The sequence below is a fragment of the Pseudomonas muyukensis genome (assembly GCF_019139535.1).
In the GTDB taxonomy this organism is placed as follows: domain Bacteria; phylum Pseudomonadota; class Gammaproteobacteria; order Pseudomonadales; family Pseudomonadaceae; genus Aquipseudomonas; species Aquipseudomonas muyukensis.
The window spans coordinates 1,412,081-1,436,149 of sequence record NZ_CP077073.1 but is presented as its reverse complement, the minus strand read 5'-3'; the positions used below and the strand labels follow the sequence as shown (position 1 = coordinate 1,436,149).

Genomic DNA, 24,069 nt, shown 5'->3' with positions numbered 1-24,069 from the left:
AGTCGGCAAGCCGTCTTGAACAATCTGGGTCAGGCGCTTCCGGGCGCGGCGCGAGCCGGCCCAGGGCCTTGATGCAGGATGCTCAGCGGCGCTTGGCCATGGCATCGGTGAAACGATCGAACAGTGGCGCGACGTCGGTCGGGCCCGGGCTCGCTTCAGGGTGGCCCTGGAAGCTGAACGCGCTCTTGTCGGTGCGCTCGATACCCTGCAGGGTACCGTCGAACAGCGACTTGTGGATGGCGCGCACGTTGCCCGGCAGGGTGGCTTCGTCGACGGCGAACCCGTGGTTCTGGCTGGTGATCATGACCACGCCGGTATCCAGGTCCTGGACCGGGTGGTTGGCACCGTGGTGGCCATGGCCCATCTTCAGGGTCTTGGCGCCGGAAGCCAGGGCCAGCAGTTGGTGGCCCAGGCAGATGCCGAATACCGGGATCTCGGTTTCGAGAATCTCTTTGATCGCCTGGATCGCGTAGTCGCACGGCTCCGGATCGCCAGGACCATTGGACAGGAACACGCCATCAGGGTTGAGCGCGAGCACTTCGCTGGCCGGGGTCTGGGCCGGCACCACGGTTACGCGGCAACCGCGGGCAACCAGCATGCGCAGGATGTTCAGCTTCACGCCGTAGTCGAAGGCGACCACGTGGTACGGCAGGTCGGCGGCTTCGCGGGTCGGGTGGCTGTCGGTTTTCAGCTCCCACACGCTGGAGCGCCATTCGTAGCGCTCCTTGGTGGAGACGACCTTGGCCAGGTCCATGCCCTTGAGGCCCGGGAAGGCGCGGGCGGCAGCGATGGCCTGCTCTTCGGTGATGTCGTCACCGGCGAGAATGCAGCCGTTCTGGGCGCCTTTTTCGCGCAGGATGCGGGTCAGGCGGCGGGTATCGATGCCTGCGATGGCGACGACGTTGTTGGCTTTCAGGTAGTCAGGCAGCGACTGGGTGTTGCGCCAGTTGCTGGCCAGCAACGGGAGGTCACGAATGACCAGGCCGGCGGACCAGACGCGATTGGATTCGGCGTCTTCTGGGGTGGTGCCGGTGTTGCCGATGTGCGGGTAAGTCAGGGTGACGATTTGCTGGGCGTAGGAAGGGTCTGTGAGGATTTCCTGGTAGCCGGTCATTGCTGTATTGAACACGACCTCACCAACGGTCTGACCGTCGGCTCCAATGGCTTCACCGCGAAAAATGCTGCCATCGGCAAGGGCGAGTATGGCTGGCTTAGTCAAGAAGACCTCCCGTAAATCAAGCCTGAAAGGGCGATCGCAGGTTGCAAAAAAGCGGAATGACGTATGGACACGTCACCCCGCTTTTATGCTGAATTAGTCTGCGCGCTTTTAGTGGACACACTAAAGCTGTAGCTTACAGAAAAATGCGTTTTCGGTCTACCGTGATTGTGTCTCTAAAACGCAGGATTGCGACAGTAGCGACACGAGCCCGCCCTGTAGGAGCGGCCTTGTGTCGCGAAAGGGCTGCGCAGCAGCCCCGGCAATTCTGAGTGATTCAGAGGTCCAGGGGCCGCTGTGCGCCCCTTTCGCGACACAAGGCGCTCCTACAGGGACCGCATCAACGCAGCTCGAGCACGTCCTGCATGTCGTACAACCCAGGCTCGCGCCCGTCCAGCCACAACGCCGCGCGCACCGCACCCTTGGCAAAGGTCATGCGGCTCGAGGCCTTGTGGGTGATCTCCAGGCGCTCGCCATCGGCGGCGAACAGCACGGTGTGATCACCGACCACATCACCGGCACGCACAGTGGCGAAGCCGATGGTCTTGCGGTCGCGGGCGCCGGTCTGGCCTTCACGGCCATAAACCGCCACTTCCTGCAGGTCACGCCCCAGCGCACTGGCGACCACTTCGCCCATGCGCAGCGCGGTCCCCGAAGGCGCATCGACCTTGTGCCGATGGTGGGCCTCGATGATCTCGATATCGACATCGTCACCCAGCACGCGCGCCGCCATGTCCAGCAGCTTGAGGCTGAGGTTGACGCCAACGCTGAAGTTGGCGGCAAAGACAATCGGAATATCCTTGCCAGCCTCGACCAGCAGCGCTTTCTCCTCCACGGTGAAGCCGGTGGTACCGATGACCATGGCCTTGCCCGCCTTGCGGCAGAAGGCCAGGTTCTTCAGGGTCACCGATGGATGGGTAAAGTCGATCAGCACGTCGAACTCGTCGACGACCTTGGCCAGGTCGTCAGAGATGGTCACGCCGATGCGCCCCAGCCCCGCCAGCTCACCGGCATCGGCACCGACCAGCGAGCTGTCCGGGCGGTGGATAGCCGCGGTCAGGCCAGCCTTGGGTGCCTGCTGCTGCACCGCTTCGATCAGCACCTTGCCCATGCGCCCGGCGGCGCCCATCACTGCAATACGTCGCATAGCCTGTTCCTTCTCAGAGGTCGCCGAAGAAGCGCTTCACGCCTTCGAACCAACCACTGGCCTTGGGCGAGTGAGAGCTGTCGCCCTCGAGGGAATCGCGCAGCTCTTCGAGCAGCTCACGCTGGCGACGGCTGAGGTTGACCGGGGTTTCCACCGCCACCCGGCACAGCAAGTCGCCCGCCGCACCACCGCGCACCGGCGCCACGCCCTTGCCGCGCAGGCGGAACTGCTTGCCGGTCTGGGTGCCTTCGGGGATTTTCAGCTTCACCCGACCATCGAGGGTCGGCACTTCCAGTTCGCCGCCCAGGGCCGCGTCGGTGTAGCTGATCGGCACTTCACAGTACAGGTGCTTGCCGTCTCGCTGGAAGATCGAGTGCTCGCGCACGCTGACCACTACGTACAGGTCGCCGGTCGGACCACCGTGAGTGCCCGCCTCGCCTTCGCCGGACAGACGGATGCGATCGCCAGTGTCGACGCCGGCCGGAACCTTGACCGACAGGGTCTTGTACTCTTCGACACGACCCTCGCCGTGGCACGAGGTGCACGGATCGGTGATGATCTTGCCCTGGCCATGGCAGCGCGGGCAGGTCTGCTGCACGGCGAAGAAGCCCTGCTGCATGCGCACCTGGCCAATGCCGCCACAGGTCGGGCAGGTCGACGGGGTCGAGCCCTTCTTGGCGCCGGAGCCATCGCACGGCTTGCAGTTGACCAGCGTGGGCACACGGATGTTGACCGTGGTGCCGCGTACCGCCTCTTCGAGGTTGAGCTCGAGGGTGTAGCGCAGGTCGCTGCCGCGCTGGGCACCGCCACGACCACCACCACGGCCGCCGCCGAAGAAGTCACTGAAGACATCGCCGAAGATGTCGGAGAAGTTGGCGCCGCCGAAGCCGGCACCGCCGCCACCCATGCTCGGGTCGACGCCGGCGTGGCCGTACTGGTCGTAGGCCGCGCGCTTGCTGGCATCCGACAGCACTTCGTAGGCCTCGTTGGCCTCCTTGAACAGGTCCTCGGACTCTTTGTCGCCCGGGTTGCGGTCCGGGTGGTACTTCATCGCCAGACGGCGGTAGGCCTTCTTGAGATCGCCTTCGCTGGCGCCACGCTCGACACCCAGGACCTCATAAAAATCACGCTTTGCCATAGGTCATTTGCACTCTTTGGGGGCGTTCGGCATACCTTCGCGCATCAGTGCGCCATGCCGTCAGCACCTGCCGCCATACGCGAATGCGCCCAGACAGATGCTGTAAATAATTCTCGTGTTCCAGACACGCCAACGCGGGAGCAAGCCCCCGCGCGGCGACATCCTACCAGTTCACCGGCAAACGGCGATGAACTGGCCGACAACATGCAGGGATTACTGCTTGTTGTTGTCTTTCACTTCCTCGAACTCGGCGTCAACCACGTCATCGTGCTTGGCTTCCGGCTCGGCCTGCTGCTGGGCGCCGCCCTGTGGCTGCTCGGCCTGCTGCTCGGCGTACATCTTCTGGGCAACAGGGGCCGAAACCTTGGACAGCTCTTCGACCTTGGCGTCGATGGCGGCCTTGTCGTCGCCCTTGACGGCGGCTTCCAGGGCAACCACGGCAGCCTCGATCGCGGTCTTCTCTTCAGCGGTGACCTTGTCACCGGCTTCAGTGACCATCTTGCGGGTCGAGTGGACCAGCGCGTCACCCTGGTTGCGGGCAGCGGCCAGCTCTTCGAACTTGCGATCTTCCTCGGCGTTGGCCTCGGCGTCGCGGACCATTTTCTCGATTTCGTCGTCGGACAGGCCAGAGTTGGCCTTGATCACGATCGATTGCGCCTTGCCGGTAGCCTTGTCTTTCGCGCCGACGTGCAGAATGCCGTTGGCGTCGATGTCGAAGGTCACTTCGATCTGCGGCACGCCGCGTGGTGCTGGCGGAATATCGGCCAGGTCGAACTTGCCCAGCGACTTGTTCTGCGAAGCTTGCTTGCGCTCGCCCTGCAGCACGTGGATGGTCACGGCGCCCTGGTTGTCGTCGGCGGTCGAGAACACCTGCGACTTCTTGGTCGGGATGGTGGTGTTCTTCTCGATCAGCGCGGTCATCACGCCACCCATGGTTTCGATACCCAGGGTCAGCGGGCTGACGTCCAGCAGCAGCACGTCCTTGACGTCACCGGCCAGAACGGCACCCTGGATGGCAGCACCCATGGCGACGGCTTCGTCCGGGTTGACGTCCTTGCGCGCTTCCTTGCCGAAGAAGTCGGCAACGGCCTTCTGCACCATCGGCATACGGGTCTGGCCACCGACCAGGATCACGTCGTCGATCTTGCTGGCATCGATGCCGGCGTCCTTCAGGGCGATGCGGCAAGGCTCGATGGTACGGTTGACCAGGTCTTCGACCAGCGACTCCAGCTTGGCGCGGGAGATCTTCACGTTCAGGTGCTTCGGACCGGTTGCGTCTGCAGTGATGTACGGCAGGTTGACGTCGGTCGACTGGGCCGAGGACAGCTCGATCTTGGCCTTTTCAGCAGCTTCCTTCAGGCGCTGCAGGGCCAGCGGATCGTTCTTCAGGTCCATGCCGGACTCTTTCTTGAACTCGTCGACGAGGTAGTCGATCAGGCGCATGTCGAAGTCTTCGCCGCCCAGGAAGGTGTCGCCGTTGGTGGCCAGTACTTCGAACTGGTGCTCACCGTCGACTTCGGCGATTTCGATGACCGAAACGTCGAAGGTACCACCACCGAGGTCATAAACGATGACGGTGTGGTCGCCCTTGGCCTTGTCCATACCGTACGCCAGCGCAGCGGCGGTCGGTTCGTTGATGATGCGTTTTACGTCCAGGCCGGCGATGCGGCCGGCGTCCTTGGTCGCCTGGCGCTGGCTGTCGTTGAAGTAGGCCGGCACGGTGATGACCGCTTCGGTGACTGGCTCGCCGAGGTAGTCTTCGGCGGTCTTCTTCATTTTCTTCAGGACTTCGGCGCTGATCTGCGGCGGGGCCATTTCCTTGCCGGAGGCCTCGACCCAGGCGTCACCGTTGCCGGCCTTGACGATCTTGTAAGGCACCAGCTTGATGTCTTTCTGCACGACGTCTTCTTCGAAGCGGCGGCCGATCAGGCGCTTCACCGCGAACAGGGTGTTGTGCGGGTTGGTGACCGCCTGGCGCTTGGCCGACTGGCCAACCAGGATCTCGCCGTCGTTGGCGTAGGCGATGATCGAAGGCGTGGTACGCGCGCCTTCGGCGTTCTCGATGACCTTGGCGGTGCCGTTTTCCAGCACGCAGACGCAGGAGTTGGTGGTCCCCAGGTCGATACCGATGATTTTACCCATGTTGATTCTCCCGAAACTTGAATTTGGTGGCAGCGACTACATTGGCCAACTGCGGTAATACTTGAAGGCTTGACACCTAGATGGGGGTGCCCCGACGGATTTCAAGCCTGTTCGTTGATCGACGGCTGCGGCGCGCTTGGGGCCTTGCTGACCACCACCATGGCGGGGCGCAGCAGGCGGCCATTGAGCAGGTAGCCTTTCTGGAACACGTTGAGCACGCTGTTTGGCTCGGCGGTGTCGCTTTCCTGCATGGCCATTGCCTGGTGGTGCTCGGCGTTGAACGGCTGGCCGAGGGGATCGACGGCTTCGAGGTTGTAGCGCTTGAGGGTGTCCTGGAACATCTTCAGGGTCAGCTCGACACCTTCACGGATCTTCTTGACGTTCTCGTCTTCGGCGCTGGAGTGCGCCAGGGCCAGCTCCAGGCTGTCGATCACCGGCAGCAGGTCGGACGAGAATTTCTCCAAGGCGAACTTGTGCGCCTTCTCGACGTCCTGCTCGGCACGGCGGCGCACGTTCTGCAGGTCGGCGGCCACGCGCAGGGATTGGTCCTTGGCGGCGGCCAGCTGCTCCTCGAGCTCCTGGACGCGGGCCTCGGCATTCACGGCGCCTGCTTCTTCGGAATTCAGGTTCTTCTCATCCAGCTGTTCGTCAGCCATCGGGTTTCTCCTTCGCAATTTCTGTTGTGCGAGCCAGGCTCGCCTTGTCTTGCCAGCTATATGGGGTCGGAAAAACCGGCTTCAAGGGGCAATGTGCTTTTCCACATTCGCCAGGCGGCTATTGGCAGACCAGCAAAAAGCACTGTATAAATATCCAGACACGACCCTTCGGGAGCCGCCCCATGCTGGTGCACCTGTCCATTCACAACTACGCCATCGTCGAACACCTCGACCTCGAGATCGCCCGCGGCATGTCCGTCATCACCGGCGAGACCGGGGCCGGCAAGTCGATCATGCTCGACGCCCTGGGCCTGGCCCTGGGCGACCGCGCCGACAGCGGCGTGGTGCGCCCAGGCACCGACAAGGCCGATATCCTCGCCACCTTCGACCTGGTCGACATCCCCGAGGCCCATGCCTGGCTCGCCGAGCGCGACCTGGAAAGCGACGGCCTGTGCATTCTGCGCAGGGTGATCACCGCCGAAGGCCGCAGCCGCGGCTACATCAACGGCACGCCCTGCCCGCTTGGCGATCTCAAGGCGCTGGGCGAGCTGCTGATCGACATTCACAGCCAGCATGAACACCAGTCGCTGCTGAAAACCGACACCCACCGCCGCCTGGTGGACGAATACGCCGGCGCCATCGACCTGGCCCGCCAGGTGCAACTGGCCGCCAAGCGCTGGAACCAGACACGCCAGGAGCTGGAGCACCTGCGCAACTCCGGAGACGAGCAGCGCGCACGCCACCAGCTGCTCAGCTACCAGCTGGAAGAGCTGGACAACCTCGGCCTGGGCGAGCACGAACTGGAGCAACTGGAGCAAGAGCACAAGAACCTGACCAATGCCGAAGCCCTGTTCGGCATCTGCCGCCAGGTGATCGACCAATGCAGCGAAAGCGACTCGGGCAATGTGCTCAGCGCCCTGACCGTCAGCCTCAACCGCCTGACCGCCGTAACCAATGCCCCCAAGGCCCTCGGCGAAGCGGTCAACCTGATCGCCAGCGCACAGATCCAGGTAGAAGAAGCCGTGGGCGAGCTCAACCGCTTCCTCGACCACTTCGATGCCGACCCCATGCGCCTGCAGGACCTCGAGGAACGCCTCGACACCCTCTACACCCTCGCCCGCAAGCACCGTGTGCACCCCACCGAACTGCCGCACCTGCAGCAACGCCTGATGGAGGAGCTGGAAAGCCTGAACGCCAGCGACGAGTCGCTCGAGCGACTGGGCGAGGAGCTGGCGGCATTCGCCCTGCACTATAAAGACAAGGCCTGCGAACTCAGCGCCCTGCGCCAGCAGGCCGCCAAACAGCTAGCCACCGCGGTGGAACAGGAGATCCAGCGCCTGGGCATGCCCGGCGGGCGCTTCTGCATCGAACTCACGCCCTTCGACAATGGCGACCTTTCACCCCACGGCCTGGAGCAGGTCGAACTGCTGGTCAGCGCCAACCCCGGCCAGCCGCTCAAGGGTTTGGCCAAGGTCGCCTCGGGCGGCGAACTGTCGCGTATCAGCCTGGCGATCCAAGTGATCACCGCGCAGACCTCGCGCATTCCCACCCTGGTATTCGACGAAGTGGACGTGGGCATTGGCGGCCCGACTGCAGAGATCGTCGGCCAGCTGCTGCGCCGCCTCGGCGAGCGCGGCCAGGTACTGACCGTGACCCACCTGCCACAAGTGGCGGCTCAAGGGCATCACCACCTGTTCGTGCACAAGGTGCGCAACAGCGATACCACCCACACCGCTGTCGCCAGCCTGGGCAAGCGCGAGCGCGTGGAGGAAGTCGCGCGGATGCTCGGCGGAATCGACCTGACCAAGGAGTCCCTGGCCCATGCGCGCAAGATGGTGGTCAGCAGCAAGGCGTGAAGCTTGTGCAGGCCGGTGGGTTACCAGTAGTTCTCCACCGCCACTTGCCCCGGCCGTTTGCTCAGGCTCAACTGCAGGTCGCGTGCCTTGAGCACCTTGCGTGTCTGGTCGATCATCTCGGGGTTACCACAGAGCATGATTCGCGAATGCTCCGGCGACAGCGCCAACCCCGCCGCCTGTTCCAGTTCGCCGTTCTCGATCAGCGTGGTGATGCGCGCATTCAACGCCCCCGGATGCCCCTCGCGAGTGACCACCGGAATGAACTGCAGCTTGCCGGCGAACTCGGCCAGGTAGTCGCGCCGCTCCAGCCCGGCGATTTCGTCGACATACGCCAGTTCCTGCGCCTCGCGCACCGAGTACACCAGCTTGATGTTGTCGAACCGTTCCCAGGCCTCGAAGTCCTGGAGGATCGACATGAAGGGCGCGATGCCAGTGCCGGTGGCCAGCAACCACAGGTCGCGGCCGCCGACGAAGCGATCCAGGGTCAGGTAACCGAAGGCCTGCCGGTCGATCAGCAGGGTGTCACCCTTGCCTAGCCGGCTCAACTCACTGGTGAACTCCCCGCCCGGCACGACGATGGAGAAAAAATCGAGGAATTCGTCATGGGGGGCGCTAACCATGGAGTAAGCCCGCCAGACCACGCTGCCATCGGCCTTGGTCACGCCCAACCGGGCGAACTGCCCTGCACGAAAGCGAAAGCCCGGGTCGCGCGTCACTCGCAGGGAAAACAGGTTGGGGGTCAACGGCTGCACGTCGAGCAGGGTCTGGCGGGTGAACTTGTCGGCGCTGGCGGTCATGACGGGCTCCAGAAATCAGATGCGCCCAGTGTCGCGCAAAGCGTCCAGGATAAACACCGCCGGAATGTAGGGCATCCGTAAAAGCTGACATGAAAACACGATGAAAACGCGACACCTATAACAAAAAAAACCAGCACAGGACGGGAAGTTTTCCGACACTCGTCCCGTGTTGTGGAACGATGGATCCAAATGGAGCGTTACCCATGTCGATGCCAGAATGGACACCTGAGCAGTTCGATCTAGTGCTGAAGCAGGGCGGCCCTCGCGCGCTGATTAAACATGCCCAATCACTGATAGCAGGCCTGGATTGCCTGAGCGTCACACTGCGCGTGCGCGCGGCGGGGCACAAAGTGCACTTTTATCACTACAGCAGTTTTGCACCTGCCTGGGACCAACGTTACATCGCTGACAAGCTCTTTGATATCGACCCATCAATATCAAAAAGCCATCACCCTGATAGTCATTGTCATGGCGAGCTTCCACTTGTGTGGCACAGCCGCCTGTTCGATGAGGCCATGCCGCTGTGCGAAACAGCGGCCGAGTTTGGTATCTCCTTCTGCCATGGCTGGAGCCAATCGATATTTGATGCCCGACAGAACTCGACCGTTGTGAACGTATTCCGCAGCCATGGCCCTATCAGCGCCAAAGAGCTCTATGAGCACGAGGCTTGGGTGCTATTGCTTGGCAACAGGCTCCATGGCGCGCTTTACAAACACCACCTGCCCGATATCTGCTCTCCCGCGCCAGCACCGAGCCTGAGCCCACGTGAGCTTGAGGTGATCAGGACCTATGACGAGCTGTCGAGCGCCAAGCGAGTGGCCAAGGCCCTGTCGATGTCGGTCAGCACGGTGAACTTCCACATGGGCAATGTGCGCAAGAAGACCGGCGCCAAGACCAGCATGGCCGCGGCCAATCGCCTGCGCGACCACGATCTGCTGGAGCATTCCCCTCCCCCCGACAAAGGCCTGTAGAATCCTCCCCCTCGAACCCGTCGCGCACCGTGCCGGGGAGATTCGCAACAGAGCCCCACGTCATGCCCTTGTTCAACAGCCCCTTCGCCGACCTCGACCTGATCCGCCAACCGGAGCAGGCCCACGACCCCCTGCTGGCGTTCGATGCCGCCGACCAGTACCTGCTGGAACACCTCGCGGCCCAGCAGCCTGACGCCAACTGCCGGGTGCTGGTGCTCAACGACAGTTTCGGCGCCCTGGCCGCCAGCCTGGCCGGGCGGATGAAGGTGACCAGCAGCGGTGATTCGCACTTGGCGCGCATGGCCCTGGAAAAGAACCTGGCAGGCAACGGCCAAGCCTACGATGCAGTGCCGTTCGTGCCGGCCAGCGATGCCTGGCACGGCCCGTTCGACCGCGTGCTGGTGCGCGTGCCCAAGACCCTGGCCTTGCTCGAAGAGCAACTGATCCGCCTGCAAGGCCACCTGGCGCCCGGGGCCCAGGTGATCGCCGGGGCCATGATCAAGCACCTGCCCCGCGCCGCAGGCGACCTGCTGGAAAAGTACATCGGCCCGGTGCAGGCCTCGCTGGCGCAGAAAAAAGCCCGGCTGCTCACCGCCACCCTCGACGCTCGCCCGCTCGCCCGCTCGCCGTACCCGACGCGCTACCGCCTGGACGCCCCGGCCCTGGAGCTGGTCAACCACGCCAACGTGTTCTGCCGCGAAGGCCTGGACATCGGCACCCGCGCCTTCCTCCCGCACCTGCCGCGCGACCTCGGTCAGGCCCGGGTGGCCGACCTGGGTTGCGGCAACGGCGTGCTGGCGATCGCCAGCGCCCTGGCCAACCCGGATGCCCACTACACCCTGGTGGACGAGTCGTACATGGCGGCGCAGTCGGCGCGGGAGAACTGGCAGGCGGCGCTGGGCGGGCGGGCAGTCGAGATCCACGCGGCAGATGGCCTGGCCGGGCAAGCCAGGCAATCGCTGGACGTGGTGCTGTGCAATCCGCCGTTCCACCAGCAGCAAGTGGTCGGCGACTTCCTCGCCTGGCGCATGTTCCAGCAAGCCAGGGAGGCGCTGGAGGTGGGTGGCGCGCTGTATATCGTCGGCAACCGTCACCTGGGCTACCACAGCAAGCTGGCGCGGCTGTTCAGGGGCGTCGAGCAGGTGGCGGCGACGCCGAAGTTCGTGGTGTTGAAAGCGCGCAAATGAATGGGGCCGCTTTGCGGCCCTGACAACTTAGTGGGTGCTCAACCCGGCAGCACTCATGAACATGCGCATGCCATAGGCGACGATGCCCAGTGCCACCACGCTCAGCCCCCAGATCAGCACCAACCAGCCCAGGCGCTGCCACAACGGTTTCTTCTGTTCCACAGTCATCGCTCGGCGCTCCTAGTGATAGCCGTCTTCGTGGGTCACCTTGCCGCGGAACACGTAGTAGCTCCAGAAGGTGTAGCCGAGGATGAACGGCAGGATGAACAGCGTGCCGACCAGCATGAAGCCTTGGCTCTGCGGCGGCGCCGCTGCATCCCAGATGCTGATCGACGGCGGGATGATGTTCGGCCACAGGCTGATGCCCAACCCGCTGTAGCCAAGGAAGATCAGCACCAGAGTCAGCAGGAACGGCGTGTAGTGGGCATTGCGTTGCACCGCCCGGAGCAGGCCGTAGAAAGTCACCAGCACCAGGATCGGCACCGGCATGAACCACACCAGGTTGGGCATGCTGAACCAGCGCTCGGCGATCTGTGGGTAGGCGATCGGCGTCCACAGGCTGACGATGCCGATCACCGCCAGCAGCACCAGCGCCAAGGGTCGCGCCACGTCATGCATCTTCTGCTGCAGCGGCCCCTCGGTTTTCATGATCAGCCAGGTGCAGCCCAGCAAGGTGTAGGCGACGATCAGGCCCAAGCCGGCGAACAGGGTAAAGGGCGTCAGCCAGTCCAGGGTGCCGCCGGCGTACTTGCGGTCCACCACCTTGAAGCCCTCGATGAACGCCCCCAGCGCCACGCCCTGGAAGAACGTCGCCACCAGCGAGCCCCAGATGAATGCCTTGTCCCAGATGTGGCGCTTGTGCGCCCGCGCCTTGAAGCGGAACTCGAAGGCCACGCCGCGGAAGATCAGCCCCACCAGCATCAGGATCAACGGCAGGTAGAGCGCCTCGAGCACCACCGAGTAGGCCAGCGGGAAGGCACCGAACAACGCCGCGCCGCCCAGCACCAGCCAGGTTTCGTTGCCGTCCCATACCGGGGCGACGGTGTTCATCATCACATCGCGGTCACGCTCGTCCTTGACGAAGGGGAAGAGCATGCCGATACCCAGGTCGAAGCCGTCCATCACCACGTACATCATGACGCCGAAGATGATGATCACGGCCCAGATCAGCGGAAGATCGATACCCATCTCAGTTCCCCTTGTTCAGGCTGGCGGAGTCGGCCTCGTGGCCGTCATCGGCGGCGGACAATGGCCGCGCCGGCGTGCGTTGCTGGCCTGGGCCACCGGGGTTGTGTTCATCGCCCTCGCCGGTTTTCGGCCCTTTGCGCACCAGGCGCATCATGTAGCCGATGCCGGTACCGAACAGCGCAAAATAGACCACCACGAACATCACCAGGGTGAAGCCGAGTTGCGCATAGCTGTGGTTGGACACGCCATCGGCGGTGCGCATCAGCCCGTAGACCACCCACGGCTGGCGCCCGACTTCGGTGGTGAACCAGCCGGCGAGGATGGCGATCAGCCCCGAGGGGCCCATCCACAGGGTCAGGTAGAGGAACGGCCGCGAGCTGTACAAGGTGCCGCGCTTGCGCAGCCACAGGCTCCACAGGCCGATGAAGATCATCAGCATGCCCAGCCCGACCATGATCCGGAACGACCAGAACACGATGGTCGAGTTGGGTCGGTCTTCAGGCGGGAACTCCTTCATGGCCGGAACCTGTTTATCCAGGCTGTGGGTGAGGATCAGGCTGCCCAGGGCCGGGATCTCGACCTTGAAGCGGGTGGTCTCGGCCTGCATGTCGGGGATGCCGAACAGGATCAACGGGGTCGGCTCGCCGGGCTTGTTCTCCCAGTGCCCCTCGATGGCGGCGATCTTCACCGGCTGGTGCTTCAGGGTATTGAGGCCATGGAAGTCACCGATCACGGCCTGGATCGGCGCTACTACCAGGGCCATCCACATGGCCATCGACAGCATCTTGCGCACTGCCGGGTTGTCCCGCCCGCGCAGCAGGTGCCAGGCCGCCGAGGCGCCGACGAAGAACGCGGTGGCGACGAACGCCGCGGTGGCCATGTGCATCAGGCGGTAGGGGAACGACGGGTTGAAGATCACGGCCAGCCAATCCACCGGGATGACCTGGCCGTTGACGATCTCGTAGCCCTGGGGGGTCTGCATCCAGCTGTTGGAAGCGAGGATCCAGAAGGTCGACACCAGTGTGCCCAGCGCCACCATGCAGGTGGCGAAGAAGTGCAGGCCACGCCCGACCCGGTGCCAGCCGAACAGCATCACGCCGAGGAAGCCGGCCTCGAGGAAGAACGCCGTCAGCACCTCGTAGGTCAGCAGTGGGCCGGTGATCGAACCGGCAAAGTCGGAGAACTGGCTCCAGTTGGTGCCGAACTGGTAGGCCATCACCAGGCCGGAGACCACGCCCATGCCAAAGTTGACGGCGAAGATCTTCGACCAGAAGTGGTAGAGGTCACGGTAGGTGTTGTCGCCGGTCTTCAGCCAAAGGCCTTCGAGGACCGCCAGGTAGCTCGCCAGGCCAATGGTGATGGCCGGGAACAGGATATGAAAGGACACGGTAAAGGCAAACTGGATTCGGGCGAGCTCTAGGGCTTCCAATCCGAACATGATGCTTCCTCTTCAGGTAATCCGGCGACCGGGCTCATGGCCTTGCCGCCCACTGCCCCCACGGGTATCGAGTGCGCCGCGTTGGAATTGTTCTGTTCGATCGCAGGGATTCCGGCCCGAAGGCCAATCGTTGCATCTGGAAGGATTGACCCAGATCAACGACTGTTTGGAAGCATAGTCCCGAATGACCCATTCGGATGTGTGGTTGATTGCCGCGTGACCTGTTGCCTCACCCTCTTTACCCGGGGCCGGAACGCTGTCCCACCGCGCTTTCAGCAACCAAATGTTACAAACAGATGTTAAGCTGCTGCCCCCTCTATTCCCGAGGTTGCAGGCCACCGATGTCCGATTCAGCCCCGCAATTACTGCGTCACCACCGCCCGTTCGTCGCGTTCTGGATGGCCCGGGTGTTCACCGCCAGCGGCTTCCAGATGCTCACCGTGGCCATCGGCTGGCACCTCTACCAGTTGACCGGCAACGTGCTCGACCTGGGCCTGGTGGGCCTGGTCGAATTTACCCCCCGGGTGTTGTTCATGCTGCACACCGGGCATGTCGCCGACCGCTACGACCGGCGCAAGGTCGCCGCCCTGTGCCAGACCCTGCAGGCGTTGATTGCCCTGGCGCTGGCCCTGGGCAGCGTCAGCGGCCATGTCACCCGCGAACTGATCTTCGTGCTGGCCTTCCTGCTCGGCAGCGCCCGTTCGTTCGAGATGCCGGCCACCCAGGCACTGTTGCCCAACGTGGTACCCGCAGGCCTGTTCCCACGGGCCGTGGCGGCTTCCGCTTCGGCATCGCAGGCGGCGACCATCGTCGCCCCGGCCATCGGCGGCTTTCTCTACGCCTTCGGCAGCACCTGGGTGTACGGACCGACCGTGGCGCTGTACGGCATCGCCTGCCTGCTGACCCTGAGCCTCGACGCCCGCCAGCAACTGGCGCAACGCGGCCGCGCCAATCTCGAGTCGCTGCTGGCCGGCATCCGCTTCATCCGCAGCCGCCCGGACATCTTCGGCGCCATCTCCCTGGACCTGTTCGCCGTGCTGCTGGGCGGCGCCACCGCGCTGCTGCCAGTGTTCGCCAAGGACATCCTGCTCACCGGCGCCTGGGGCCTGGGCCTGCTGCGCTCGGCACCAGCCGTCGGCGCCTTGCTGATGTCGCTGTGGCTGGCGCGCTTCCCGGTGGAGCGCAAGGTCGGGCTGATCATGTTCACGTCGGTGGGGGTGTTCGGCGTGGCGACCATCGCCTTCGGCCTGTCGACCTCGTTCTGGTTCTCCCTGGCGGTGCTGGTAGTGCTGGGCGCGGCGGACATGATCAGCATGGTCATCCGGGGTGCCTTCGTGCAGTTGGAGACCCCCGACGAAATGCGCGGCCGGGTCAGCGCGGTGAACGGGCTGTTCATCGGCGCCTCGAACCAGCTCGGCGAATTCGAGTCGGGGGTCACCGCGCACTGGTTTGGCACCGTGCCGGCGGTGGTGCTCGGCGGGGTCGGCACGCTGGTGGTCACCGGGGTGTGGATGAAACTGTTCCCGACCCTGACTCACCGGGACCGTATGCACAACGGCTGACAGCCCGTGCGCCGGCAAGTCGGCTCCTGCAAGTCACGTAGGCGCCGGCCTGCCGGCGAACCCGGCCATCCCACCTGACTCGACCGACCGCCCCAATGGCCATAGGCCCCTGCCATGCATGCTGGTATGATGCGCGGCTTTTTTCCGCCCCACACAAAACCACGGCCCCCGGTACGGTCTGTGCTTTGCTGATGGGGTCGATACATTCACGGCGCGAGGGCGCCCTGGGAGCAGGCATGCTGGAAAGGCTGTTTCAACTAAAAGCACACAACACCAACGTGCGCACCGAGATACTCGCGGGCGTCACCACCTTCCTGGCCATGGCCTACATCCTGTTCGTCAACCCGAGCATCCTCGGCGAGACCGGCATGGACAAGGGCGCGATCTTCGTCGCCACCTGCCTGGCCGCGGCCATCGGCTCGGTGACCATGGGCATCATCGCCAACTACCCGATCGCCCTGGCACCGGGCATGGGCCTGAACGCGTTCTTCACCTACACCGTGGTCCTGCACATGGGCCACACCTGGCAAGTGGCGCTGGGCGCGGTGTTCCTCTCCGCGGTGCTGTTCTTCCTGCTGTCGATCTTCCGTATCCGCGAATGGATCGTGAACAGTATCCCGTTGCCGCTGCGTTCGGCCATCGCTGCCGGTATCGGCCTGTTCCTGGCACTGATCGCCCTGCACAACGCGGGCATCGTCGTCGATAACCCGGCCACCCTGGTGGGCCTGGGCGACCTCAGCCAGCCTGCGCCGATCCTCGCCACCCTGGGCTTCTTCCTGATCGTCGCCCTCGAGTCGCTGAAGGTCCGCGGCGCCGTGCTGATCGGCATCCTGGCAGTCACCGTGGCCTCGATCGCGATGGGCGTCACCCCGTTCGGCGGCGTGGTCTCGATGCCGCCTTCGCTGGCCCCGACCTTCCTCCAGCTGGACATCGCCGGCGCCCTGGACGTGGGCCTGATCAGCGTGATCTTCGCCTTCCTGTTCGTCGACCTGTTCGACAACTCCGGCACCCTGATCGGCGTGGCCAAGCGCGCCGGCCTGATGGGCAAGGACGGCCACATGCCGAAGATGGGCCGCGCCCTGATCGCCGACAGCACCGCCGCCATGGCCGGCTCCCTGCTGGGCACCTCGACCACCACCAGCTACATCGAATCGGCAGCCGGCGTCAGCGCCGGTGGCCGCACCGGCCTGACCGCCATCGTGGTCGCCGCGCTGTTCCTGCTGGCGCTGTTCTTCGCCCCGCTGGCCGGTAGCGTGCCGGCCTTCGCCACCGCCCCGGCGCTGCTGTTCGTCGCCGTGCTGATGGCCTCGGGCCTGGCCGAAATCAACTGGGACGACGTCACCGAAGCCGCGCCAGTGGTGGTGACCGCCCTGGCCATGCCGCTGACCTACTCGATCGCCAACGGCATCGCCTTCGGCTTCATCGCCTGGACCGCCATCAAGCTGATTTCCGGCCGTCGCCACGACCTGAACCCGGCGCTGGTGATCCTGTCCATCCTGTTCGTCATCAAGTTGGGCTGGTTCCCCGCATGAGTGCCGTCTTCGACCCCACGCAATATGACGCCCAGCTGGCGGCCAAGGTCGCCCGCTTGCGCGAGCTGCTGGCGCCGTTCGGCGCCCCGGAGCCGGCGGTGTTCGACTCGCCGCGCGCGCATTACCGCCTGCGCGCCGAATTCCGCCTGTGGCGCGAGGACGGCCAACGCCACTACGCGATGTTCGCCCCGGGCGAAAAGCACAAGGCGATCCTGATCGATGATTTCCCCATCGCCAGCGAGCGCATCAACGAGCTGATGCCGCGCCTGAAGGCCGCCTGGCAGGGTAACGAGGACCTGAGCAACCGCCTGTTCCAGGTGGAGTTCCTCACCACCCTGGCGGGCGACGCGATGATCACCCTGTGCTACCACCGCCCGCTGGACGACGCCTGGGAAGCCGCCGCGCGGCAACTGGCCGCCGACCTGAGCGTCAGCGTGATCGGCCGCTCCAAGGGCAAGCGCGTGGTGATCGGGCGTGACTACGCGGTGGAAAAACTGACTATCGCCGGGCGCACCTTCAGCTACCGCCAACCCGAGGGCGCCTTCACCCAGCCCAACGGCGCGGTGAACCAGAAGATGCTCGGCTGGGCCGTCGAAGCCATGGGCGAGCGGGCCGACGACCTGCTGGAGCTGTACTGCGGCAACGGCAACTTCACCTTGCCTCTGGCCACTCGGGCGCGCCAGGTACTGGCGACCGAGATCAGCAAGACCTCGGTCAATGCCGCGCTGCACAACCTGGACGAAAACGCTATCGACAACGTGCGCCTGGTGCGCCTGTCGGCCGAGGAGCTGACCCAGGCACTGAACGAGGTACGCCCGTTCCGCCGCCTGGAAGGCATCGACCTCAAGGCCTATGACTTCGGCACCGTGTTCGTCGACCCGCCGCGCGCCGGCATGGACCCGGACACCTGCGAGCTGACCCGGCGCTTCGAACGCATCCTGTACATCTCGTGCAACCCCGAGACCCTGGCGCAGAATATCGCCCAGTTGCAGGACAGCCACCGTGTCGAACGTTGCGCACTGTTCGACCAGTTCCCCTATACCCATCACATGGAAAGCGGCGTGTTGCTGGTTCGGCGCTGACCATGATCCGCAGGGGCCACCCGGCCCCTGCCGTGCACAGCAAGGAACGATGCCCGATGGATCAGCTGAGCGCCATGCAGACCTTCCGCCGAGTTGTCGACCTCGGCAGCTTCAGCGCCGCAGCCAACCAGGCGGGCGTGTCCCACACCGTGCTGTCACGCCAGGTCAAGAATCTCGAGCGCCACCTGGGCACGCAATTGCTCAACCGCACGACCCGTCGCCTGCAACCGACCGAAGCCGGGCTGCTGTTCTACCGTCACTGCGTGCAAATCCTCGAACAGATGCAGGCGATGAGGCTGGAGTTGTCGGAACACCAGCAGCAACCCACCGGCACCTTGCGCCTGGGCGTGTCCACCGCGTTCGGCGAACTGGAGTTAGGCCGCTGGTTACCGGACTTTGTCGAGCAGCACCCAGGCCTGCACATCGAACTCAACTGCACCGACCGCTTCATCGACCTACTCGAGGAAGACGTCGACGTCTGTTTGCGGGTAACCGATCATTTGCCCGACTCCAGCCTGATCGCTCGCCATCTGGCCGCCAGTGAAGTGGTGCTGGTGGCCGCGCCCGCCTACCTCGAGCGGCACGGCGCACCCGATACCCCCGAGGCGCTGGTCCGTCATCCGCTGCTGGGCTACAGCCACCTGCAACATCCACAGCGGCTGCGCCTGAGCAGCGCCGCCGCGAGCCAAGAGATACAGATGCCCCGGCGCCTCAGCGCCAACTCACCGATGGCCCTGCGCGCGGCGGCCATCGGCGGGCTGGGTATCGCCAGTTTCGACCGCTTCATCGTGCAGGACGCACTGGGCGATGGCAGGCTGGTCCGGGTGCTGGTCGATTGGCAACTGCCTGCGCGCAAGCTCCACGCCGTCTACCCGCAAAGCCGCTACCTGGCACCAAAGGTGCGGGCCTTCCTCGATTATGTGCAGCGCTACTACGCGGCACCACGCTGGGGCCATTGACTTGTGCAATTAATGCACAAATCTTGAGTGGCAAATGGTATTTCTGTGCGCCGAACGATTGCCTAACCTTCGCCCACTCGAATTGTTTGGCGAAGGAGCCATTTCCATGAAAGCACTGCAAATCGTCATTGCCCTGGGTACCCTTGCCCTGGCCGCTCACGCTCAAGCCGAATCGTTGATCTCGGTACCCAACAGCGCCGCACTGCACTGGCAGGACGTCGCGGGTACCCAGGGCAAGGTCAGCTACGCCAATGTCGAGGGCGATATTTTCGGCCAGGGTCCCTACTCGGCCTACGTGAAGTTCAAGAAAGGCACCGACAACGGGCTGCACCAGCACAGCCAAACGCTACCGACCTTGGTGGTCAAAGGAACGTTCTATGCCGTGATCGACGGCACCCGTACCGAATTCCCAGCTGGCGCCTACTACAAACTGCCGGCCAAGCAGGTGCACGAGAGCGGCTGCACCAGCGCCGAGGATTGTCTGCTGTTCCAGTACCAGGCCGACAAGTTCGACCTGGTACCCGTCAAAGGCTGAACAGCCGTGCGCAACCCAACCCGCTCCGCCCGGAGCGGGCCTGGGCTCAGAAGTCGAAGAACACCGTCTCCCCTTCCCCCTGAATACGGATATCGAACCGATACGCCGTCTTCCCCTCCACCTCGCAGCGCCTGGCGATCAAGGTCTCACGCCGCTGCGGCTGCTCGATCAGGTTGAGCACCGGGCACTTGGCATTGGCCTCGGCCTCGTCATCGAAATACAGGCGCGTGTGCAGGTGGATGTTGATCCCCCGGGCAAACAGGCTGATGTTGATGTGCGGCGCCATCTGCACACCCGCAGCATTGTTCACCACACCCGGCTTGACCGTGTGCACGGTCCACTCACCGGCATCGAAGGTGGTGGCGGTGCGGCCGAAGCTGTTGAAGGCGTTTTCCAGGTTGTAGGCATCCTGGTAATCACCGTTAGCGTCGGCCTGCCACAGTTCCAGGAACGAATCACGCACCAGGTGACCGTTACCGTCATACACCTGGCCGATAAGCAGGATGTGCTCGCCCGGGGCGTCTGGCCTGGCCAGGCGATTCCAGATCTCCTGGTCTCGGGTCGGGTTGCCGGCAGCCGCCAGGGCCAGGCCGATGTGCACGTAGGGGCCGGCGGTCTGCGAAGGGGTTTCCGGCAGCAGTTCGATAGGCATGGCGGTACTCCTCAGCGGTTTTCGAAGTGGGTCTGGCGCTGGCCGCGCAGCACGATGTCGAAGCGGTACGCCAGGCAATCCATCGGGTTGGCGTGGCTCATGTCGAGCTTGGCGATCAACTGCTGTACGGCTTCGGGATTGGCGATCGACTTGACGATCGGGCACATCGGGATCAGCGGGTCACCTTCAAAATACAGCTGGGTGATCAGCTTGGTGGCGATCGACGGGCCGCTGATGCCGAAGTGGATGTGCGCCGGGCGCCAGTCGTTGGGGCCGTTGCGCCATGGGTACGGGCCCGGCTTGATGGTGCGGAAACTGTAGTAGCCGTCGCGGTCGGTCAGGCAACGGCCAACGCCACCGAAGTTCGGGTCCAGCGGCGCCAGGTAGCGGTCGTTCTTGTGTCGGTAGCGGCCACCGGCGTTGGCCTGCCAGATTTCCACCAGGGTGTGCGGCACTGGGTTGCCGTACTGGTCGAGCACCCGCCCGGCGACGATGATGCGCTCGCCGATCGGCAAGCCACCGCGGGCGAAGTTCAGCAGCAGGTCAGGGTCGTGCTCACCGAAGCGCAGGTGAGAAAAGTCGGGGCCGGTGGTTTCGCTGATCGACTGCGGGATGCTGACCAGCGCCTGGCGCGGCGAGCGCGCCACCGAGGTCTTGTAGTCGGGGGTCAGGGCCTTGGGGTGCCAGTTGCGATCACGGATCACGAAGCGGCGGGTGTCCTGGGCGGGCATGCCGGTTTCCTCTTTTTGGAATTATGAAAACGCCTGGGCGTGGCAGGCGGACATGCAGTTTCTGGCAGCCGCAGCGGGATGAATATTGAATTCCACGGTCACAGGCATAACCATTTGGTTATGTAATCACGCTGGGCTGACACTGAGGTCGGCCCTGAACTAATCTTTGACCTCATGTTTCACACAGTGGAGAACACCCGATGGAATGGCGAAAAGGCCGACGCAGCGACAATGTGGTCGATGCCCGCGGCGAGGGCGGCGGTGGCGGCGGCATGCGCTTCGGTGGCGGCAAGGGCCTGGGCCTGGGTGCCATCCTGTTGATCGTCGGTATTGGCTGGCTGACCGGACAGGATCCTTTGCAGATTCTCGGCCAGCTCGCCGGGCAGATGGAGCAGCAACAGACAGCGCCGGCCCAGGTGGGCGGCAAGACGCCGCCGGCCAACGACGAGCAGGCCGAGTTCGTCGCCTCGATCCTCGGCGATACCGAAGACACCTGGAAGGCCCTGTTCGCCCAGGCCGGCAAACAGTACCGCGATCCCAAGCTGGTGCTGTTCAGCGGCCAGGTCAACTCCGCCTGCGGCTTCGCCTCCTCGGCGGTCGGGCCGTTCTATTGCCCGGGCGACCAGCGCGTGTACCTGGACATGACCTTCTTCCGCGAGATGGAAACCCGCTTCAAGGCGGCTGGCGATTTCGCCCAGGCCTACGTGATCGCCCACGAGATCGGCCACCACGTGCAGACCTTGCTGGGTGTCTCGGCCAAGGTCGATGCCGCGCGGCGCGGCGGCCAGCGCATGGAGGGCGACAATGGCTTGCTGGTGCGCCAGGAATTGCAGGCCGACTGCCTGGCCGGGGTCTGGGCCTACCAGGCGCAAAAGCGCCTGAACTGGCTGGAACCAGGCGATGTGGAAGAGGCGCTGAACGCCGCCAACGCCATTGGCGATGACCGCCTGCAACAGCAGGGCCAGGGCCGGGTAGTGCCCGACTCGTTCACCCATGGCACCTCGCAGCAGCGGATACGCTGGTTCAAGGCAGGCTTGAGCAGCGGTGATGTGAACAGCTGCGACACCTTCGCCGCGCGCAACCTCTAACGGCCTGCAACCCGTAGGAGCCTGCCTTGCTGGCGAACCCAGGCGACGCGCTGGCTCCTTGCCGGTGTTCGCCGGCAAGCCGGCTCCTACAGCTAAAATTCCAAGCATTTCAGCCAGTTACAAATTTGCTGAAAAAGCGTTTCAGCTTCGCCCTGGCCTGCCGATAAGTCCTACACAAATCTGTGGGCTATCTGACAACAACAACGCCCAGCTATTGAGATCAAGTGAGCGAAATCATTTTCTGGGAGAGCGTGCATGAACAGCTGGTTCGCCAATATCAGCGTCAACCTTAAACTCGGCCTGGGCTTCGGCCTGGTCCTGGTCCTGACCGGCCTGCTGGCCCTGACTGGCTGGAACAGCCTGGGCAGCCTGATCGACCGCAGCAACTGGATGAGCGACATCACCCAGCTCAACAGTGACCTGACCAACCTGCGCGTGGCGCGGCTGCAATGGATGCTGACCAACGGCGACGATGCCTCGGCGGCCAATGTCCAGGCCAAGCTCGACGCCTTCGGCAGCCAGCAACAGCACCTGGTCAACAGCTTCACCAGCCCCGAGAACCTCAAGCTGCTGCGCGAGCAGGGCCAGAGCATCAGTGAATACCGGGTCTCGCTGGAAAAGATGCGCCAGGGCTACAAGACCACCCTGGTCGCCCGTGACGCGATGAACCAGGCCGCCGCCCGCGCCAACGACGCCATCGAGGCGATCAGCAACGCCGTGCTGTCCAGCCCGGACAGCGACGCCACCCACCTGGCCCAGTACCTGCTGATCAGCAAGGCCAAGCAGCAGCTGGTGCAAGTGCGCCTGGACGTGCGCAGCTACATCGCCGACCTCACCCCAGAAGCCGAACAGGCCGCCCTGCGCCAGCTGGAAAGCGCCCTGAGCGAAATCGACAGCCTCAAGCGCCAACTGCCGGCCGAAGCCTCGCGCATCCAGCAGTTCGAAAGCGCCGTGCTGGCCTACCGCGAGGCGGTGCGTCAGTTCCGTGAAGCCACCGCCGCCATCGGTGTGGCCCGTGCCGAGATGACCGTGCAAGGCGCCGACATCGTCAAGCGCAGCGACGCGCTGTACCAGATCCAGATCGAACGTCGCGATGCCGAAAGCATCCAGGCCCGCAGCCTGCAAACCACCGCCACCCTGCTGGCGCTGCTGGTCGGCGTGCTCGCCGCGCTCATCATCACCCGCCAGATCACCCGCCCGCTGCGCGAAACCATGGACGCGGTGGAGAAGATTGCCAGCGGCGACCTGACCCAGACCCTGCGCGTCACCCGCCGCGACGAGCTGGGCGCGCTGCAACAGGGCATCGCGCGCATGGGCAACACCTTGCGTGACCTGATCACCGGCATCCGCGACGGCGTCACCCAGATCGCCAGCGCGGCCGAGGAGCTGTCGGCGGTGACCGAGCAGACCAGCGCCGGCGCCAACAGCCAGAAGGTCGAGACCGACCAGGTTGCCACCGCCATGCACGAGATGGCCGCCACCGTGCAGGAAGTCGCGCGCAACGCCGAACAGGCCTCCCACGCCGCGACCAATGCCGACGACGAAGCCCGCAGCGGCGACAAGGTGGTCACCGAGGCGATCGGCCAGATCGAGCGCCTGGCCCACGAAGTGCACCGTTCCACCGAAGCCATGACCCTGCTGCAGCAGGAAAGCCAGAAGATCGGCAGCGTCATGGACGTGATCAAGTCGGTGGCCGAGCAGACCAACCTGCTGGCGCTCAACGCCGCCATCGAGGCGGCCCGTGCCGGCGAGGCCGGTCGTGGCTTCGCCGTGGTCGCCGACGAGGTGCGTGGCCTGGCCCAGCGTACCCAGCAGTCCACCGAAGAGATCGAAGGGCTGATCGCCAGCCTGCAGAACGGCACCCAGCAGGTGGCCGAAGTGATGAACGGCAGCCGCAGCCTGACCGACAGCAGTGTCGAACTGGCGCGCAAGGCCGGCGATTCGCTGGACAGCATCACCCGCACGGTGTCGAACATCCAGTCGATGAACCAGCAGATCGCCGCCGCCGCCGAGCAGCAGAGCGCGGTCGCCGAAGAGATCAGCCGCAGCATCCTCAACGTGCGCGACGTGTCGGAACAGACCGCCGCAGCCAGCGACGAGACCGCCGCCTCCAGCGTCGAGCTGGCGCGCCTGGGCGGCCACCTGCAGACGCTGGTCAGCCAGTTCCGCGTCTGACCTGCGAAAGCTTCGCC

21 protein-coding genes and 1 pseudogene are annotated in these 24,069 nt (G+C 64.4%); 11 read left to right on the top strand and 11 right to left on the bottom strand.

The genetic code is table 11. The annotated features are described in order from the left end of the window. Positions 1-82 precede the first annotated feature (82 nt). The 5 genes from carA to grpE all read right to left on the bottom strand — a co-directional run bounded on the left by carA (position 83) and on the right by grpE (position 6,299). On the bottom strand, positions 83-1,219 hold the full coding sequence (gene carA / locus KSS95_RS06450; RefSeq protein ID WP_217852644.1) for a glutamine-hydrolyzing carbamoyl-phosphate synthase small subunit: 1,137 nt from the start codon (positions 1,217-1,219) through the stop codon (positions 83-85). A 337-nt stretch (positions 1,220-1,556) separates the two neighbouring features. Beyond that, the gene (gene dapB / locus KSS95_RS06445) at positions 1,557-2,363 is read right to left on the bottom strand and encodes a 4-hydroxy-tetrahydrodipicolinate reductase (RefSeq protein ID WP_217852642.1); all 807 of its coding nucleotides are present in this window, start codon (positions 2,361-2,363) and stop codon (positions 1,557-1,559) included. Positions 2,364-2,376: 13 nt separating this feature from the next. Then, positions 2,377-3,501, bottom strand: a complete 1,125-nt coding sequence (gene dnaJ, locus KSS95_RS06440) for a molecular chaperone DnaJ (protein WP_217852640.1) — start codon at positions 3,499-3,501, stop codon at positions 2,377-2,379. 213 nt (positions 3,502-3,714) lie between these two features. Then, entirely contained in the window at positions 3,715-5,643 is a 1,929-nt protein-coding gene (gene dnaK / locus KSS95_RS06435; protein ID WP_217852638.1) for a molecular chaperone DnaK, read from the bottom strand. A 101-nt stretch (positions 5,644-5,744) separates the two neighbouring features. Next, a complete protein-coding gene (gene grpE, locus KSS95_RS06430; protein ID WP_217852636.1) occupies positions 5,745-6,299 on the bottom strand; it encodes a nucleotide exchange factor GrpE in 555 nt (184 codons plus the stop codon). 182 nt (positions 6,300-6,481) lie between these two features. On the opposite strand from grpE, the gene recN reads away from it, so the two are divergent. After that, a complete protein-coding gene (gene recN, locus KSS95_RS06425; RefSeq protein ID WP_217852634.1) occupies positions 6,482-8,155 on the top strand; it encodes a DNA repair protein RecN in 1,674 nt (557 codons plus the stop codon). Positions 8,156-8,175: 20 nt separating this feature from the next. Here recN and KSS95_RS06420 read toward each other — a convergent pair whose 3' ends face one another. Further along, complete coding sequence (locus KSS95_RS06420) at positions 8,176-8,952, bottom strand: ferredoxin--NADP reductase (RefSeq protein WP_217852632.1); 777 nt, start codon at positions 8,950-8,952, stop codon at positions 8,176-8,178. 203 nt (positions 8,953-9,155) lie between these two features. Here KSS95_RS06420 and KSS95_RS06415 point away from each other — a divergent pair, with 203 nt between their 5' ends. Next, positions 9,156-9,923 carry an autoinducer binding domain-containing protein gene (locus KSS95_RS06415; protein WP_217852630.1) on the top strand — a complete coding sequence of 256 codons (768 nt, stop codon included), beginning with the start codon at positions 9,156-9,158 and terminating at the stop codon, positions 9,921-9,923. A gap of 62 nt (positions 9,924-9,985) precedes the next feature. Then, positions 9,986-11,110, top strand: a complete 1,125-nt coding sequence (locus tag KSS95_RS06410) for a methyltransferase (RefSeq protein WP_217852628.1) — start codon at positions 9,986-9,988, stop codon at positions 11,108-11,110. Between the two features lie 27 nt (positions 11,111-11,137). Here the strand turns inward: KSS95_RS06410 and KSS95_RS06405 are convergent, their stop codons facing one another. From KSS95_RS06405 to KSS95_RS06395, 3 genes are read right to left on the bottom strand one after another with little or no spacing between them, the layout of a single operon-like run. Further along, positions 11,138-11,278, bottom strand: coding sequence for a DUF2474 domain-containing protein (locus KSS95_RS06405; protein WP_134691593.1), 141 nt, complete (start codon positions 11,276-11,278; stop codon positions 11,138-11,140). Positions 11,279-11,290: 12 nt separating this feature from the next. Beyond that, positions 11,291-12,298, bottom strand: coding sequence for a cytochrome d ubiquinol oxidase subunit II (gene cydB / locus KSS95_RS06400; protein ID WP_217852626.1), 1,008 nt, complete (start codon positions 12,296-12,298; stop codon positions 11,291-11,293). A gap of 1 nt (position 12,299) precedes the next feature. Continuing rightward, positions 12,300-13,736: a cytochrome ubiquinol oxidase subunit I gene (locus KSS95_RS06395; RefSeq protein ID WP_217852624.1), complete on the bottom strand. Its 1,437-nt coding sequence runs from the start codon at positions 13,734-13,736 to the stop codon at positions 12,300-12,302. Between the two features lie 341 nt (positions 13,737-14,077). Here KSS95_RS06395 and KSS95_RS06390 point away from each other — a divergent pair, with 341 nt between their 5' ends. The 5 genes from KSS95_RS06390 to KSS95_RS06370 all read left to right on the top strand — a co-directional run bounded on the left by KSS95_RS06390 (position 14,078) and on the right by KSS95_RS06370 (position 19,406). Further along, positions 14,078-15,298: an MFS transporter gene (locus tag KSS95_RS06390; RefSeq protein WP_217852622.1), complete on the top strand. Its 1,221-nt coding sequence runs from the start codon at positions 14,078-14,080 to the stop codon at positions 15,296-15,298. Between the two features lie 236 nt (positions 15,299-15,534). Further along, positions 15,535-16,830 (top strand): NCS2 family permease, encoded by a 1,296-nt coding sequence (locus tag KSS95_RS06385; protein ID WP_217852620.1) that lies wholly within the window; start codon positions 15,535-15,537, stop codon positions 16,828-16,830. After that, entirely contained in the window at positions 16,827-17,912 is a 1,086-nt protein-coding gene (trmA, locus tag KSS95_RS06380; protein ID WP_217852618.1) for a tRNA (uridine(54)-C5)-methyltransferase TrmA, read from the top strand. The genes KSS95_RS06385 and trmA overlap by 4 nt, the downstream gene beginning before the upstream one ends. A gap of 56 nt (positions 17,913-17,968) precedes the next feature. Next, positions 17,969-18,871, top strand: coding sequence for a LysR family transcriptional regulator (locus KSS95_RS06375; protein WP_217852617.1), 903 nt, complete (start codon positions 17,969-17,971; stop codon positions 18,869-18,871). 106 nt (positions 18,872-18,977) lie between these two features. Continuing rightward, on the top strand, positions 18,978-19,406 hold the full coding sequence (locus KSS95_RS06370) for a cupin domain-containing protein (RefSeq protein ID WP_217852615.1): 429 nt from the start codon (positions 18,978-18,980) through the stop codon (positions 19,404-19,406). 46 nt (positions 19,407-19,452) lie between these two features. Here KSS95_RS06370 and pcaG read toward each other — a convergent pair whose 3' ends face one another. Further along, entirely contained in the window at positions 19,453-20,058 is a 606-nt protein-coding gene (gene pcaG, locus KSS95_RS06365; RefSeq protein ID WP_217852613.1) for a protocatechuate 3,4-dioxygenase subunit alpha, read from the bottom strand. Between the two features lie 11 nt (positions 20,059-20,069). Continuing rightward, complete coding sequence (gene pcaH / locus KSS95_RS06360; RefSeq protein ID WP_217852611.1) at positions 20,070-20,789, bottom strand: protocatechuate 3,4-dioxygenase subunit beta; 720 nt, start codon at positions 20,787-20,789, stop codon at positions 20,070-20,072. 200 nt (positions 20,790-20,989) lie between these two features. On the opposite strand from pcaH, the gene ypfJ reads away from it, so the two are divergent. The 3 genes and pseudogenes from ypfJ (at position 20,990) to KSS95_RS24775 (ending at position 24,052) form a co-directional block, all read left to right on the top strand. Continuing rightward, on the top strand, positions 20,990-21,877 hold the full coding sequence (gene ypfJ / locus KSS95_RS06355; RefSeq protein ID WP_217852609.1) for a KPN_02809 family neutral zinc metallopeptidase: 888 nt from the start codon (positions 20,990-20,992) through the stop codon (positions 21,875-21,877). A 390-nt stretch (positions 21,878-22,267) separates the two neighbouring features. After that, positions 22,268-23,149 (top strand): annotated as a pseudogene (locus KSS95_RS24780) (methyl-accepting chemotaxis protein); the annotation flags it as partial. Between the two features lie 39 nt (positions 23,150-23,188). Next, entirely contained in the window at positions 23,189-24,052 is an 864-nt protein-coding gene (locus KSS95_RS24775; RefSeq protein WP_437179603.1) for a methyl-accepting chemotaxis protein, read from the top strand. Positions 24,053-24,069 lie beyond the last annotated feature (17 nt).

Bases quoted from the DNA above. Each gene is read 5' to 3' on its own strand.
- dapB (WP_217852642.1), bottom strand. From the start codon at position 2,363: ATGCGACGTATTGCAGTGATGGGCGCCGCCGGGCGCATGGGCAAGGTG.
- dnaJ (WP_217852640.1), bottom strand. From the start codon at position 3,501: ATGGCAAAGCGTGATTTTTATGAGGTCCTGGGTGTCGAGCGTGGCGCC.
- dnaK (WP_217852638.1), bottom strand. From the start codon at position 5,643: ATGGGTAAAATCATCGGTATCGACCTGGGGACCACCAACTCCTGCGTC.
- grpE (WP_217852636.1), bottom strand. From the start codon at position 6,299: ATGGCTGACGAACAGCTGGATGAGAAGAACCTGAATTCCGAAGAAGCA.
- recN (WP_217852634.1), top strand. From the start codon at position 6,482: ATGCTGGTGCACCTGTCCATTCACAACTACGCCATCGTCGAACACCTC.
- KSS95_RS06420 (WP_217852632.1), bottom strand. From the start codon at position 8,952: ATGACCGCCAGCGCCGACAAGTTCACCCGCCAGACCCTGCTCGACGTG.
- KSS95_RS06415 (WP_217852630.1), top strand. From the start codon at position 9,156: ATGTCGATGCCAGAATGGACACCTGAGCAGTTCGATCTAGTGCTGAAG.
- KSS95_RS06410 (WP_217852628.1), top strand. From the start codon at position 9,986: ATGCCCTTGTTCAACAGCCCCTTCGCCGACCTCGACCTGATCCGCCAA.
- KSS95_RS06405 (WP_134691593.1), bottom strand. From the start codon at position 11,278: ATGACTGTGGAACAGAAGAAACCGTTGTGGCAGCGCCTGGGCTGGTTG.
- cydB (WP_217852626.1), bottom strand. From the start codon at position 12,298: ATGGGTATCGATCTTCCGCTGATCTGGGCCGTGATCATCATCTTCGGC.
- KSS95_RS06395 (WP_217852624.1), bottom strand. From the start codon at position 13,736: ATGTTCGGATTGGAAGCCCTAGAGCTCGCCCGAATCCAGTTTGCCTTT.
- KSS95_RS06390 (WP_217852622.1), top strand. From the start codon at position 14,078: ATGTCCGATTCAGCCCCGCAATTACTGCGTCACCACCGCCCGTTCGTC.
- KSS95_RS06385 (WP_217852620.1), top strand. From the start codon at position 15,535: ATGCTGGAAAGGCTGTTTCAACTAAAAGCACACAACACCAACGTGCGC.
- trmA (WP_217852618.1), top strand. From the start codon at position 16,827: ATGAGTGCCGTCTTCGACCCCACGCAATATGACGCCCAGCTGGCGGCC.
- KSS95_RS06375 (WP_217852617.1), top strand. From the start codon at position 17,969: ATGGATCAGCTGAGCGCCATGCAGACCTTCCGCCGAGTTGTCGACCTC.
- KSS95_RS06370 (WP_217852615.1), top strand. From the start codon at position 18,978: ATGAAAGCACTGCAAATCGTCATTGCCCTGGGTACCCTTGCCCTGGCC.
- pcaG (WP_217852613.1), bottom strand. From the start codon at position 20,058: ATGCCTATCGAACTGCTGCCGGAAACCCCTTCGCAGACCGCCGGCCCC.
- pcaH (WP_217852611.1), bottom strand. From the start codon at position 20,789: ATGCCCGCCCAGGACACCCGCCGCTTCGTGATCCGTGATCGCAACTGG.
- ypfJ (WP_217852609.1), top strand. From the start codon at position 20,990: ATGGAATGGCGAAAAGGCCGACGCAGCGACAATGTGGTCGATGCCCGC.
- KSS95_RS24775 (WP_437179603.1), top strand. From the start codon at position 23,189: ATGGGCAACACCTTGCGTGACCTGATCACCGGCATCCGCGACGGCGTC.